General features: G+C 52.3%; 14 protein-coding genes. 6 read left to right on the top strand and 8 right to left on the bottom strand.

The features are described 5' to 3' along the window. Positions 1–249 precede the first annotated feature (249 nt). The 3 genes from GW579_RS16650 to eagI all read left to right on the top strand — a co-directional run bounded on the left by GW579_RS16650 (position 250) and on the right by eagI (position 4,055). Positions 250–999, top strand: a complete 750-nt coding sequence (locus GW579_RS16650) for a pirin family protein (RefSeq protein WP_152323866.1) — start codon at positions 250–252, stop codon at positions 997–999. Between the two features lie 975 nt (positions 1,000–1,974). Continuing rightward, on the top strand, positions 1,975–3,219 hold the full coding sequence (gene mtr / locus GW579_RS16645; protein ID WP_165060324.1) for a tryptophan permease: 1,245 nt from the start codon (positions 1,975–1,977) through the stop codon (positions 3,217–3,219). Positions 3,220–3,404: 185 nt separating this feature from the next. Then, the gene (gene eagI, locus GW579_RS16640; RefSeq protein ID WP_152323864.1) at positions 3,405–4,055 is read left to right on the top strand and encodes an acyl-homoserine-lactone synthase EagI; all 651 of its coding nucleotides are present in this window, start codon (positions 3,405–3,407) and stop codon (positions 4,053–4,055) included. Here the strand turns inward: eagI and GW579_RS16635 are convergent. Further along, entirely contained in the window at positions 4,021–4,782 is a 762-nt protein-coding gene (locus tag GW579_RS16635) for a helix-turn-helix transcriptional regulator (protein WP_152323863.1), read from the bottom strand. The genes eagI and GW579_RS16635 overlap by 35 nt on opposite strands. Positions 4,783–5,119: 337 nt before the next feature. Then, a complete protein-coding gene (norR, locus tag GW579_RS16630; protein WP_165060321.1) occupies positions 5,120–6,658 on the bottom strand; it encodes a nitric oxide reductase transcriptional regulator NorR in 1,539 nt (512 codons plus the stop codon). 157 nt (positions 6,659–6,815) lie between these two features. On the opposite strand from norR, the gene norV reads away from it, so the two are divergent. Further along, the gene (gene norV / locus GW579_RS16625; protein WP_165060318.1) at positions 6,816–8,249 is read left to right on the top strand and encodes an anaerobic nitric oxide reductase flavorubredoxin; all 1,434 of its coding nucleotides are present in this window, start codon (positions 6,816–6,818) and stop codon (positions 8,247–8,249) included. An 11-nt stretch (positions 8,250–8,260) separates the two neighbouring features. Further along, a complete protein-coding gene (gene norW, locus GW579_RS16620; RefSeq protein ID WP_165060316.1) occupies positions 8,261–9,394 on the top strand; it encodes an NADH:flavorubredoxin reductase NorW in 1,134 nt (377 codons plus the stop codon). Positions 9,395–9,400: 6 nt separating this feature from the next. Here norW and GW579_RS16615 read toward each other — a convergent pair whose 3' ends face one another. From GW579_RS16615 to GW579_RS16590, 6 genes are all read right to left on the bottom strand, one after another. Further along, positions 9,401–9,973 (bottom strand): hypothetical protein, encoded by a 573-nt coding sequence (locus tag GW579_RS16615; RefSeq protein ID WP_152323859.1) that lies wholly within the window; start codon positions 9,971–9,973, stop codon positions 9,401–9,403. 109 nt (positions 9,974–10,082) lie between these two features. After that, positions 10,083–10,670: a flavin reductase family protein gene (locus GW579_RS16610; RefSeq protein WP_152323858.1), complete on the bottom strand. Its 588-nt coding sequence runs from the start codon at positions 10,668–10,670 to the stop codon at positions 10,083–10,085. A 57-nt stretch (positions 10,671–10,727) separates the two neighbouring features. Then, complete coding sequence (locus GW579_RS16605) at positions 10,728–11,582, bottom strand: metal ABC transporter permease (protein ID WP_152323857.1); 855 nt, start codon at positions 11,580–11,582, stop codon at positions 10,728–10,730. Beyond that, positions 11,579–12,430 (bottom strand): metal ABC transporter permease, encoded by an 852-nt coding sequence (locus GW579_RS16600; RefSeq protein WP_165060313.1) that lies wholly within the window; start codon positions 12,428–12,430, stop codon positions 11,579–11,581. Before GW579_RS16600 ends, GW579_RS16605 begins: the two co-directional genes overlap by 4 nt. After that, the gene (locus GW579_RS16595; protein ID WP_152323855.1) at positions 12,427–13,221 is read right to left on the bottom strand and encodes a metal ABC transporter ATP-binding protein; all 795 of its coding nucleotides are present in this window, start codon (positions 13,219–13,221) and stop codon (positions 12,427–12,429) included. The genes GW579_RS16600 and GW579_RS16595 overlap by 4 nt, the downstream gene beginning before the upstream one ends. Then, positions 13,218–14,159 carry a metal ABC transporter substrate-binding protein gene (locus GW579_RS16590; protein WP_152323854.1) on the bottom strand — a complete coding sequence of 314 codons (942 nt, stop codon included), beginning with the start codon at positions 14,157–14,159 and terminating at the stop codon, positions 13,218–13,220. The genes GW579_RS16595 and GW579_RS16590 overlap by 4 nt, the downstream gene beginning before the upstream one ends. Before the next feature lie 188 nt (positions 14,160–14,347). Between GW579_RS16590 and mntR the strand changes: the two genes are divergently transcribed. Next, entirely contained in the window at positions 14,348–14,803 is a 456-nt protein-coding gene (gene mntR, locus GW579_RS16585; protein ID WP_152323961.1) for a manganese-binding transcriptional regulator MntR, read from the top strand. Positions 14,804–14,805: the final 2 nt, after the last annotated feature.

Raw genomic sequence — 14,805 nt, 5'->3', positions numbered from 1 at the left:
ATATTACCGGTTTGATTTAGCGACGCCGGAGAAGAAAGCGTTCTATTTAGGCAATAAGCAAAGCGTGATTTCCTCGCCCAACTATATTTTCAACGGCACGGGCGAGCGCCACGCCTTCGGCTTTCCTGAGGATATTCTTTGAGAAGTAAGCCCGGCGTAAGGGAGATCCGCATTCTTAACAAAAAGATCACACCCTCTTCGCCTCCTTGATAGACTGGCCTGAGACTAAAATAAGCTGCCGGAGAAAACATGTTTAACGTATTACGTGCTGAACCCAAAACGACTTTCGAATACGGCCCTTTCCGGATCCGGCGTATGCGTCCGGGGCAGATCCTGCCTGAGCGCGGTGACGATGCTTTCGGCCCGCTGAGTGTTATTGACCACGCGAATCTCGAACAGGGGACGCTGGTGAAAATGCATGAGCACAATAACGACGAAATCCTCAGTTATATGTGGCGCGGTTCGATGGTTCACGAAGATTCTGCCGGCAACCGCGTTCCACTTTCACCGAAAAAACTGATGATGATGAATGCCGGGGAAAGTTTCTGGCATGAAGAATCCACGCCTCTGGTTTCGGCTGAGATGTTGCAAATTTTTATCCGCCCGCGCAAAGCGAATCTTGAAGCCCGCGTGCAGTTTATGGAACGTCGGGACGGCCCGAAACAAAACGCATGGACGCTGATTGGCGCACCGGAAGGCATTGAGTCTCCGCTGGAAATCCGCCAGGCCATTTACGTTTACGATATCCGTCTGGACACTGACACGACGATTGAAATCCCCACGCATCCGGGATTTGCGCAGTGGCTATACGTGATGGACGGCGAAATTACGATTGGCGGTCACACGCTGGGTAAAGGTGACGCAATCAGCGACGAAACCAGCGCACTGACGCCTGCAACGGCCACAAAAGAGACAACGCTGGTGTGTTTTCTGGTGTATCTGGATGCGGAATCCGTTCTGGAAGGCACTATCAGCGGTAAGTTCGGTAATGTGAAATAAGGCGACAGGCCAGTGTTACGAATAATCCGAGATATTACAGTGCCCTGAATGAAAAAGCCCCAGCAAGTTATTGCCGGGGCTTTTAAGGTACTATCAAATTAGTATTTAACATTCATCAACTTAATTACAGATACTTACTTCTACAGATGTACATCGTTTCACAGGATATATTTTTGAAACCGGTTAACGCTATCCTCCTATAATATTATGGAATAACATCGTTATCCTGTTCATTTCACTCAGCCTGGTTTTTCATGTCAGGATAAATGAGTACATCACCCTCGCGATATAGACTCTTTGATGCGTGGCCTTACTCTCTTCGCGATATTCTCGATTTCAGACTTACGTACCCAAATCGCGAACATTACTCTTAATTACAAGGCGTTACATCATCGCGTTTTCGTCCACATAATGCGATTGCACAGATTTACCGCGTGGCCTTAAAGCATCATCTCACAGACATTCAAATATCGCCTGATATTGAATCACCCAAACAAAAATACTTCGTGGCCTTTATCGCATCTCATTACTGACAAGTTTATCAACTTTTTAAATGCACCGGGAAATAAAATCTTCACTTCATTTCTCTGCGGGGCTGACTTCTAATTTACTCGTTATGAGCAGTGTGTCAACACTGTATTTAAGCACAGGTTTTTACTCCCTTTTTTGATAAGTAATAATAATGAAAAATGTGATCTGCACCAGATATAGGGGTTAGCGTTTTAACCTAAAAAATCAACATTTTCATATTTTAGAAACATCTCAATTCACGCCCTGCCCGGCATCTTCGCCAATGCGCTGTTTTGTACCAGCAAACTAGTTCAACAGTGTACATCCGGCACAAGATGCACTATATTGCGGCGCGTAAGGCTAACAAGGCAGGATAAAACTGCGATTTTTGGTCAATTCCCCTATCAATTCTTTTACAGCAATTCTTGAACGAATCGTGATAAAAGCCACGCGAGGAACCGCACTATGGCGACGCTTTCCGTGACCCCCCCACAACGCTCGGTGCTGGGTGGCGCAATGATTATCGGAGGAACCATTATTGGTGCCGGGATGTTTTCCCTGCCGGTAGTGATGTCCGGTGCCTGGTTTTTCTGGTCTGTTGCGGCACTGATTTTTACCTGGTTCTGCATGCTGCATTCCGGCCTGATGATCCTCGAAGCCAACCTGAATTATCCGGTAGGATCGAGTTTCAACACGGTGACCGGCGATCTGCTGGGCAAAAACTGGAACCGGATTAACGGCCTGACCATCGCCTTCGTGCTGTATATCCTGACGTATGCCTATATCTCAGCCAGCGGTTCCGTGCTCCAGCATACGATGCGCGAAATGTCGGTGAACTTCTCCCCGCGTCTCGGCGGGCTGATAACGGCGCTTGCCGTGGCGTTTATTGTCTGGCTGAGTACCCGCGCGGTCAGCCGCATGACGGCAATTGTGCTGGGCGCTAAAATCATCGCGTTCTTCCTGACGTTCGGCAGCCTGTTGTGGCACATCAAGCCGGTGAATTTACTCAACAGCGTCGAAATTAATCCAAGTTATATGCCTTACGTGCTGGCGACGCTGCCATTCTGCCTCGCATCATTTGGTTATCACGGCAACGTGCCGAGCCTGATGAAGTATTACGGCAAAAATCCGCAGATCATAAAAAAATGCCTGCTGCTGGGCACGCTGATGGCGCTCGGGCTTTACATCATCTGGATGCTGGGGACGATGGGGAACATACCGCGCCCGGAGTTCATCGGCATTGCGGCCCGTGGCGGCAACATCGACGTGCTGGTACAGTCACTGAGCCAGATCCTCAACAGCGAAGGACTAGATCTGCTGCTGACGGTCTTCTCCAACTTTGCCGTCGCCTGTTCATTCCTCGGCGTGACGCTCGGCCTGTTCGACTATCTGGCGGATCTGTTCGGGTTTGATGACAGCCGAACCGGACGCTTTAAAACCGCACTCGTGACGTTCATCCCGCCCATCGTTGGCGGCGTGATTTATCCGGATGGCTTTATCTATGCGATCGGTTTTGCAGGTCTGGCGGCGACCGTCTGGGCAGTCATCGTTCCGGCACTGATGGCTCGCGCATCGCGTCAGCGCTTTGGCAGCCCGCTGTATCGCGTATGGGGCGGAAATAAAATGATTATGCTGGTATTACTATTTGGTGTGCTCAATGCGGTTGTACATATTCTTTCCAGCGTAAATCTGTTACCTGTTTATCACTGAAAGCGCATAAATATCGGCATCTGGCCATGTCTTAGCGGCATGGCTTTTTTTTGTTTTACATCACAAACTCCCCTCATAAATAAATTCCCCCTACAGACGGTGATTTATTTGCCGATTGTATATTGTAATAATCAATTCAGATGCCAAATATAACCCTTCGACCGTATTCAAAATCAGGAAAAAAAATGCTGGAAATTTTCGATGTGAGTTACAACGACCTGACAGGCAAACGTTCGGATGATCTCTACAAACTGAGGAAAAAAACGTTTAAAGACCGCCTTGACTGGGCCGTTCAGTGCAGCAATGACATGGAATTTGATGAATTTGATAATGCTGATACGCGCTACATGCTGGGCATTTACGACAACCAGCTGGTGTGCAGCGTGCGCTTCGTTGATTTACGTCTGCCGAATATGATCACCCATACTTTTAACCGGCTATTTGATGACGTGAAATTACCCGAGGGTGATTATATCGAATCGAGCCGATTTTTCGTGGATAAGAACCGCGCAAAAGAATTACTCGGCAGCCGTTTCCCGATCAGCCATGTTCTGTTTCTTTCGATGATTAATTATGCGCGCCATCACGGACACACCGGAATATACACCATTGTCAGCCGGGCGATGCTGACGATTGCGAAACGTTCCGGCTGGGAAATTGAAGTGATCAAAGAAGGTTTTGTCAGCGAAAATGAGCCTATTTACCTGCTCCGTTTGCCGATTGATTTGCATAACCAGGGCATCCTTGCCCGACGTATCAGCGATCAGTCCGAAGCCTCGCTGGAAGCGTTATGTGAATGGCCTATGTCTTTGCCTGTGACACCAGTACAGGTTTGATGAGTTCCAGTTCAACGCCAAGCCGGATTGCCTGCTTGGCGTTAATAACCCCCAGCTTTTTCACCACGTTAGCCATGTGATATTTCACGGTTCGCGTCGTGATGTTGATGATCTGCGAAATCTCATCGTAGGTTTTCCCCATGCTCGCCCAGTGCAGCACTTCGTTTTCTCTCGGTGAGAAAATCGGTTTCCCGCCCGACACCAGCGATGGCGAAATCTGCGATGAACGCGCCGCGCTCTGGTTAAGCATCAGCATCTTCTCGTGGGTTTTGATCAGCAGGCATTGCAGCTTATCCATATCCTGCGCGACCCTATTTTCCGGCCCTTTATCCGCGCCCGCTTCCATAATCAGTGACAGCATGCCCAGATTATTCATGTGGTCATGAAGCACGAAAGTGAAACCGTTCGCGATATTATATTTCTTCGACAACGAGAAAATTTTGGATGATTTTAAATCAGAAAGCACGGTAAGATTTTCATCCCACGCGAACGGCGAAACACGTTTAAGCGCGGTCAGAACCACCGGGTCGATATGCTGGTAATTATGCGATTTATAGATATCGGCCCATTCATCCGGATAGCTGGTGACGACAAAGATGTCGACCGGATTTCTTTTATTGATCACCAGATAGGTGTATTTCAGATTGCCGTAAGGAAGTAATTTCCTTTCGAGATAATCACGTAACGTATCGATAATTTTTTCATCATTTCTAACACGCGAATGCATTCCTCTTCCCCCCTGGCTGACGCGGCTTCCCTTTTGATTTTCGTGGTCTTTCTGTCACAAAGTACAGTGCACGATTACACCTTAGTACAACTATCGGGTTGCGTCTCCCCCCGTATAATCACCGCATAATAATTAATTAGCAAAAAAAAACCTGACCGGTAGAGTCAGGTAGCAACATTAGCCAACACCAGGGAAATTTTTAAAAGAAGTTATACCTAAAATGCTACAGAAGCGGACGCGTTTCAACAGTTCTCGCTTCCGTAGCATTTATTATTTTCGCGCCTCAAACTATTTTGACTCATTATTCGCCAGCCCCACGCCTTAATCCCCTCTGATATTACGCCTTCATTCCTAACCGCTTCGCCAGCCGGTGAAGATTTCCGCCGTCCATTTCCAGCGCTCTCGCCGTTGCAGACCAGTTCATCTGATGTGCCTGCAAGATTTTGGTAATTTGTTGCCGCTGAAAATCCTGCGTGGCCTGTTGCAGATTGAGTGAAGTTACCTCCGAGGCTTCGGTTTCGGGCGCAGCCATGACTTCCGGATTTCCGGCCTCTGAAAAGTTAAACAGCGCACGATGTAGCGTGACATCGCCCTGAATTTGCGACGCCCGCGCCAGCACTGCCGCACGTTCAATTGCGTGTTTCATCTCACGTACATTGCCGGGCCAGCCATAGCTGACCAGCATCGAAAGCGTGTCAGCAGGCAGCCTGAGCTGCGAAATCCCCAGCTTGTTTTTGATGTGTTCGACAAAAAAACCGGCCAGCAGAACGATGTCACCCTTTCGTTCGCGCAGCGGCGGCACGAAAAGCGGAAACACGCTCAGGCGGTGGAACAGATCGACGCGGAAAGTCCCGTCCACCACCGCTTTTTTCAGGTCGCAGTTCGTCGCGGCCAGGATCCTGACATTCACGCGTTTGGTGCTGTCATCGCCGACCCGTTGCAGGTCACCGTACTGAATCACGCGCAGTAACTTGGCCTGAAGCACCAGCGATAACTCGCCGATTTCATCGAGAAACAGCGTGCCGTTATCCGCCATCTCAAATTTGCCCGTGCGGTTATGGATGGCGCCGGTAAACGCCCCTTTCACATGACCGAACAGTTCACTTTCCGCCACACTTTCCGGCAGCGCCGCGCAGTTGAGATACACCAGCGGTTTTCCCGCTCGCGGTGAAAGATGATGCACGGCATTGGCCACCAGCTCTTTACCCACGCCGGTTTCACCGGTGATCAGCACGTTGAGATCCGAACCGGCGACCACGCTGATTTCATGACGTAATTGCTGCATGGCGTCGGAAAGCCCGATCATTTCCTCCTCCGGACGGCGGACGTTTTGTTTGCGCGCATTCGGCGCGGCCATCGCCGGTAACGCCTGCTTTTCAAGGGCATCCACCAGCAGCGCATTATTGAGGGCGGAAGACGCCAGCGCGCCGATGAGCCACAACTCCTCATCGCTGAACGCATCAAATTGTTGCGGATTCAGGCTGTCAAACGTCAGCGCGCCAATCAGCGCCTGATCGGCAAACAACGGTAAACCGATGCAGGCGTGAACTTTCAGATCGTCATGACCGGGGATGAGCCCGTCGTACGGATCAGGCAGATGGCTGTCCGCCGGAAAACGCACCACATTCCCCGCGCGGGCAATGGCCTCGAGACGCGGATGTGAGGCCAGCGCGAAACGCCGTCCGAGCACATCCGGCGATAAACCATCGATCGCCAGCGGCCTGAACTGCTGTTCTTCATAACGCAACAGCGCTGACGCATCACATTTGAGGAGTTGGCGCACGCTGGCAATCAGATGCTGAAAGCGATCCTCACCGGACAAACCGTTTTGTAACTCAATGGCAATAACCGCCAGGGACTGAATGGATAAGCTCATAATGTCATTCCGACACAGTTAAAGTCATTTTGACAATAATAGCGTATTGTCAAAATGACTCATAAGATTATTTAAATATTTAAAATCAATATGATAAACACTGGCACGGTCATTGCTCTCTGAAGAAGACCATCCATTACTTTTTCAGGAAACTATCATGGCTATTCAGGTTAAAAATAACATCAGTTGGGTTGGGCAACGTGACTGGGAAGTTCGCGATTTTCACGGCACCGAATATAAAACTCATCAGGGCAGCAGCTATAACAGTTATCTGATCTGTGAAGGCAAAAACGTCCTGATTGACACCGTCGATCATAAATTCAGCCGTGACTTTGTTGCCAATCTCGAGAAAGAAATCGACCTTGCGGCGATCGATTACATCATTATCAACCATGCCGAAGAGGACCACGCCGGTGCGCTAACCGAACTGATGTCCCGCATTCCCGACACCCCGATTTACTGCACCACCAACGCGATTGATTCCATCAACGGCCATCATCATCACCCTGAATGGAATTTCCACACTGTGAAAACCGGCGACTCGCTGGATATCGGTAACGGCAAAACGCTGATTTTTGTGGAGACGCCAATGCTGCACTGGCCGGACAGCATGATGACGTATATGACGGAAGACGCCGTTTTGTTCAGCAATGATGCCTTTGGCCAGCACTATTGCGACGAGCATTTGTTTAACGATGAGGTCGATCAGACAGAGCTCTACGAGCAGTGCGCCCGTTATTACGCCAATATTCTGACGCCGTTCAGCCGTCTGGTGACGCCAAAAATTAACGAGATCCTCGGCTTTAATTTGCCGGTGGACATGATTGCCACCTCGCACGGCGTGGTATGGCGCGACAATCCGACGCAAATTGTGGCGAAATACCTTGAATGGGCGGCGGATTATCAGGAAGACCGCATCACTATTTTCTACGACACCATGTCCTCAAACACCCGCATGATGGCCGACGCCATTGCACAGGGTATTCACGACACAGACCCGACCGTTGCGGTGAAAATCTACAATATTTCCCGCCACGATAAGAACGAGATCCTGACGCAAATCTTCCGCTCCAAAGGCGTGCTGGTCGGTTCATCCACCATGAATAACGTGATGATGCCGAAAGTGGCAGGCATGCTGGAAGAGCTGGCCGGTCTGCGTTTTCGCAACAAAAAAGCCTCCGCGTTTGGCAGCTTTGGCTGGACCGGCGGCGCGGTTGACCGCATTCAGACCCGGCTGATGGATGCCGGTTTTGATATCGCGTTGTCACTGAAAGCTAAATGGCGCCCGGACGGCAAAGCGCTGGAAGAATGCCGTGAACATGGCCGCAAAATCGACCGCGAATGGGCTTTGCATCCGCTCAAAGAAACCAGCGTGCCGGTGCAGCCCGTTGAATCTGCCTGCGGATGCAATGCTGAGTCGAAAGCCGACGCCGGTGTTTCAATGATTTGTACCGTGTGCCAGTGGGTTTATGACCCGGAGCTGGGTGAGCCGTTGCAGGATGTCGCGCCGGGAACCGCGTGGTCTGACGTACCGGAATCCTTCCTTTGCCCGGGCTGTGCGCTGGGTAAATCCGTCTTTGATCCGCTGTGAAAGGAGGCCAGATGGAACACAACATTGTGATTATTGGCGCCGGATTTGCCGCGCGCCAGCTGATAAAAAACATCCGCCGCGCCGATAAACAGGTACCGGTCACGCTGATCGCCGCAGACAGCGCAGACGATTACAACAAACCGGATCTGAGCCATGTTTTCACGCAAAAACAAGGCGCGGATGACCTGACGCGCCAGAGTGCGGCGCAGTTTGCCGCGGAAAATAATCTCACGGTGGTTTCAAACACGCGGGTCACGGCTATCGATCGCAGGAATAAACGCGTGGTGTGCGGCGACCGGTTTTTTGATTATGAGAAACTGGTGCTGGCGACCGGCGCGCAGGCGATATTGCCTGCGTTGCCGGGCAGCGAATGGATTTTCACGTTTAACAGCCAGAATGAGTACCGGCAGAATCAGGACGCGTTGCAGTCGGCGAAACAGATTGTGGTACTGGGCGGGGGTCTGATTGGCAGCGAACTGGCGATGGATTTACACCGCGCCGGAAAACAGGTCACGATGGTTGATCGTTCCCACAGCCTGCTGGCTTCGGTGATGCCTGCGGAAATCAGCAGCCGGTTACAGCATAAATTCAGCCAGATGGGCATTCAGCTGGCGTTAAATAACGAACTGGAATCGGTGGCTAAAACGGCTGATGGCCTGAATGTTTCGCTGAAAAATGGCCTGATAATACGTGCTGACGCCGTGATCGCCGCTATCGGCCTGAAACCGGAAACCGCCCTCGCCGCAGACGCCGGTTTGCACACGCAGCGCGGCATCGTGGTCAACGGTCAGTTACAAACGTCGGATCCGGCCATTTACGCTCTTGGCGACTGCGCAGAAATTGAAGGGCGAATTCTGCCTTTCCTGCAACCGGCGCAAATTGGCGCAATGACGCTGGCGAAAAACCTGATGGGCGGCGCAGAAACGCTGAATCTTCCCGCCATGCTGGTGAAGGTCAAAACGCCAGATTTACCCCTGTTCTTTGCCGGTGAAACCACACGCACCGACCTGAGCTGGGGCATCACGTTCAACGGTCAGGGCATGATGGCGAAAGGCCGGGACGGCCAGAATCAGCTGCGGGCGTTTATCGCCAGCGAGGAACACACCAAACAGGCTTTCCTGCTGTTGCGTGAACTGAGCGTGTAAACCCGATCACGCACGATGCTGATAACACGCCAGCACGTGACGCGGTTCGAAAGAAAAAATGACATATTCCCTGCCGTTCAGCGAGAATTCGCCCGCTTCTGTCATCGGGTAATGCCGGTGAATGAGCAGGGATTTATGATTTTCTTTATCAACAAAAGCCACACCCAGCGCAAAGTCCTCTTTCAGCGCATCGCAAATATGTAAAAGGAGTTTCGTCAGTAATCCTGTACCACGATATGCCTTTCTGACACTGACAGGCCCATAGAGAAAAATCTGTTCCGCCGTCGCCACACCGGAGGCAAGTATCGCGTTATACGCTGCCTGCGCAGGGCCGTGTTTCGCCAGACTGCCGTGCGTGGTCATCGCCACACCGGTAATCACCGGCTGTCCTTCATGTTCATCACGGCTGACAAACACGCCACTGCCTGACTGGAATTTTGCCAGCAATTCAGCGTCCATCGTTCCTTGCGTAAATCCTTCTTCTCCGCGCTGCTGCGCCGTCAGATTATCGCCTCTGGATCCGCTTAAAATACTGAGGATCTCAGCAATGTCATGATGATCGGATTTCGTAATTTGCATGCGTCTCATCTTCCTGTTGATGACTTTTTTAAGGTGTGATTATGGCAAAGGTTTGGAGGATTGGCGCGCAGAGGGAAAACGGGGCGAAGAATATGCCCCCTCAGAAATATCAGCCCAGATCGGTATTGGCGTTCAGGGCTTCGCCGGTGGCATAGAACTGGCCGCCTGCGATGTAATGCAAGCTGCGCAGGGACGGATCGGCGTCTTCGAAATGCCAGTGACCGTTGCTGAATACACGGGTATCCGCCCAGGCACCGACAATTTCACCGATAAACAGATCATGCGCCTGCTGGTTGTGCGGCTCAGGGATCAGCTTACACGCCAGCCACGCAGAGCAACCGGCGACAAACGGCAGGTCGCCGTGCCCTTCCATACGAAACAGCTCTGCGCCGCAATGCTGTAATTTATCCGGATCGTTACGCAGCGTTCTGGTGCCCAGATCGTACGTCATCTGCAATTGCGCCACCGTTGGCACCTGAATCACGAAATAACCACTTTGCTCAATCAGCTCGCGGGTACGGGCGATTTTATCGATCACCACCGTCAGTTTTGCTGGTTTAAAATCCAGCCCGCACACCCAGGACGCTGACATCACGTTGTCCACGCCCGCGTGGTGGGCGGATACCAGCGCGGTGGCTCCGTGGTTGATCAGGCGGTAGGCTTTTTCCAGTTCGACGGGCGCAAATTGTGGGGTCATCAGAATCTCTCAGCAAAAAATGTCAGAAAACAGCATGGCAAATCAGCCCGGCCAGCACTACGCAATCGGTGCGGACTGTCGCGGTTTTAGGGATTTTCGCAGTAAATTAGCCGTGAGCGCCAGCAGGAAAAACAGCGCCTGAATCAGCACAATTGTCGGCCCCGTCGCGGCATCAATATAAAAGCTGATAAACGTGCCTGACACTGCCGCGGAAAGTGACACCGTCACTGCAATCATTACCATTTTCGGCAATGTTTTACACAGCAGAAATGCGGTAATACCCGGTGTGATCAGCATCGCCACCACCAGCACCACGCCGACCGCCTGAAGCGCCGCGACAATGGTCATCGCCAGCATGCACAGCAACGCGTAGTGGTAAAAACGAACCGGTAACCCGATGACTTTGGCCTGAACCGGGTCAAAGCAAAACAGCACCAAATCCTTAAATCTGAACAGGATAGCCAGCGTCACCACTGCCGCGATAATCAGCGTTTGCAGCATTTCGCTGTCCGTTACGCCGAGTACGTTGCCAAACAAAATATGGCTGAGATGCTGCCCGGTGTTCACCCGCGAGAAAAGCACCAGCCCGGCGGCGAACATTCCGGAAAACACAATGCCCATCACTGAATCTTCTTTTACCCGGCAATGCTCTTTAATAAAACCGGTGGCGACGGCGCAGAAAAGCCCGGAACCAAACGCCCCGATGGCCAGCGGAATACCCGCCAGATAGGCCAGCACCACGCCCGGTAAAACGGCGTGAGAAATGGCGTCGCCCATCAGCGACCAGCCTTTCAGCACCAGAAAACAGGAAAAAATCGCGCAGACGATACTGGTCGCCGCCGCGGTCAGCAGCGCGCGCTGCATAAATTCGAAGCCCATCGGCTCAAGCAAAACATCCAGCCAGCTCATCATACGCGGCTCCTGCGGAGCCGGAAGTGATTAACCAGCCAGCCGTGTTTCGGCGCAAACAGAAACGCCAGCAGGAAGACGACGGTTTGCAGGCAGACGATAACGCCCCCGGTCGCGCCATCCAGGTAATAACTCAGCCACGCGCCCGCCGCACTGGTGACCGCGCCAATAATCACCGAAATAATCAGCAAATGTGAGAAGCGGTCAGAGAGCAGATACGCCGTTGCGCCGGGGGTAATCACCATCGCGATCACCAGAATCGCGCCGACGGTTTGCAATGCGGCCACGCTGCACGCGCTGAAAATAGTGAAGAAAATGATTTTCAGCTTCAGCGGAGAAAGCCCGACCGACACGGCGTGCGCTTCATCGAAGAAGACCGCCAGCAGATCCCGCCAGATAACGCACAGCACCACCAGCGAAATGCCAACGATGATCTGCACCTGCAAAATATCCGCGTCATCGATGCCTAAAATATTGCCGAACAGGATCGACTGGACGTTGACCGACGTCGGGTTAAGCGACACCAGCAGCAGGCCGAGTGCGAAGAACGTGGAAAAGACGAAACCAATAATCGCGTCTTCGCGCAGTTTGGTGAAATGGCGCAGCAGCGTCATGGAAAGCGCGGCCAGAATGCCGGTGCCGAAAGCACCGACGGCATAAGGGAATCCAAGCGCATACGCGCCCGCCACGCCCGGAACGACCGAATGGGATAAGGCATCCCCCATCAGCGACCAGCCTTTGAGCATCAGATACGCCGACAAAAATGCGCACACCGCGCCCACGCCCGCGCTGACCCAGATGGCTTTGACCATGTAATTATACTGAAACGGCTCAAGCAGCAGTTCGGTCATACCACCCGCCTTACCGCTGTCTCCGGCAGGCTCTCTTTCTGCACTAAATAGCCGATATTGCGCAGTGCGCCGCCAAAGGTGTTTTCCAGATTCTGATGCGTAAACGTGGCTTCCAGCTCACCGGCGGCCATCACCGTCCGGTTGATAAGCACCACGCGATCGCAGAAATCCGGCACGCTGGCGATATTGTGCGTGGACACCAGAATCAGATGCCCTTCCTCACGCAACTGGCGCAGAAGTTCGATAATGGCATTTTCCGTTTTGATATCCACGCCGGTAAAAGGCTCATCAAGCAGCAGAACGCGCCCCTGCTGAGCCAGCGCGCGCGCGAGAAAAACACGTTTTTTCTGGCCGCCGGACAGCTCACCGATCTGACGATGCGCCAGATCGGTCAGCCCGACACGCGCCAGCGCCGACGCGACCTGATCCTTATCTTCCTGCGAGGGAATACGCAGAAACGACATTTTGCCGTAACGCCCCATCATCACCACGTCGCGAACCAGCACCGGAAAATTCCAGTCCACTTCTTCGGACTGCGGCACGTAAGCGATCAGATTCTGCTTCAGCGCTTTAGCGACGTTCAGGCCATCCAGCGTCACGCTGCCGTGCGTCGGCCGGATAATGCCCATAATGGTTTTGAATAACGTGGATTTGCCGCTGCCGTTAACGCCCAGCAGCGCGCAAATCGAGCCGCCGTGCAGCGTAAAACTCGCGTCTTCAATGGCGGTGTGACCGTTGTTGTAGGTCACGGTGACATCATCAACCCTGAGGTGAAGCCGCGAGTCATTCATTGCCCGAACCCTTGCGCAATCGTGCCGACCGTCACTTTCAGCAAATCAATATACGTTGGCACCGGGCCGTCCGCGGCGGACAGCGAATCGACATACAACACGCCGCCGTATTTCGCGCCGGTTTCCTTGCTGACCTGTTTCGCCGGTTTATCCGAAATCGTACTTTCGCTGAAAACTACCGGGATATTTTGCTGACGCACCAAATCAATCAACTTTTTCACCTGCTGCGGCGTGCCCTGCTCTTCGGCGTTGATCGGCCACAGATACGCTTCTTTAAGATCGTAATCTTTCGCCAGATAACTGAATGCGCCCTCGCTGGTCACCAGCCAGCGCTGACCGGCCGGGATTTTCGCCAGACGTTCGCGCAGCGGCGCATCAAGCTGCATGATTTTCTGCGAATAATCTTTGGCATTGCGGTCGTAGGTCGCGGCGTTTTCCGGATCATATTTCACCAGCGCGGCGCGGATATTCTCGACGTAGACCAGTGCGTTTTTCGCGGACATCCAGGCGTGCGGATTCGGGTTACCGAGATACGGCCCTTCCTGAATTGGCATTGGCGTAATGCCGTCCGTGACCGTCGCCGATGGCACATCTTTGATATTGGCAAAAAAGCGCCCGAACCAGCGTTCGAGGTTAAAACCGTTCCACAGAATCAGATCCGCAGACTGCGTTTTGACGATATCGCGCGGCGTCGGCTGATAATCGTGGATCTCCGCGCCCGGCTTGGTGATCGACTCTACGGTCGCCGCATCACCGGCGACGTTCTGCGCGATGTCCTGGATCACCGTGAAGGTCGTCACCACTTTGAACTTTTTTTTGTCTTTCTCTGCCGCCGTCGCATTTCCGGTGATCAGCGCAACAATCATACCGATCAGCATCAGACGCAAACGAAACGGTGAATAACTGAATAATTTTAAGAGGCTCTGTCCATTTCCCATCAACGTTCTCCTGTGAAACACCACAACAACCGGCGGTTTATTATTCAGGTATAGCACAGGCTATACTCCATAGCCAAGGCAAAGTTTTCAGAAATTGGTAGATGTGTGCACTTGGTTTACAATGCACGGATTGCTGCGGTGAGCGCGGCTGCGGTGGAAAACCGTTGAGCAAGAAAGAGGCAGGCGTAGTGAAAGATAAAAAAATAAATCCATTACTGGATGTGGAAGAACACGCTCAGGGTTTTTTACAGGTGCGCGAGGCGCATCGCCGCGAATTAATGGACGATTACGTTGAGCTGATTTCAGACTTAATTCATGAATTTGGTGAAGCAAGACAGGTCGATCTGGCCGCACGTCTGGGCGTTTCGCAGCCGACTGTGGCGAAAACGCTGAAACGTCTGGCTAACGCCGGGCTGGTTCATCAGCTGCCGTATCGCGGCACTTTCCTCACGCCGGAAGGTGAGAAACTGGCGGCGGAAAACCGCGAACGTCATAACGTCGTTGAAGCCTTTTTCATCGCGTTGGGCATCAGCGCAGAAACGGCGCGCCTTGATGCGGAAGGGGTGGAACATCATGTCAGCGACGAAACGCTGGCCGCTTTCCGGCGCTTTACCGCAAGCCAGGAAATCAGCGCGAAAAAGTGACT

Origin of the sequence: Rahnella contaminans (assembly GCF_011065485.1) — a bacterium.
GTDB classification, from domain to species: Bacteria; Pseudomonadota; Gammaproteobacteria; order Enterobacterales; family Enterobacteriaceae; genus Rahnella; species Rahnella contaminans.
This window is presented reverse-complemented; position numbering and strand designations above follow the sequence as displayed.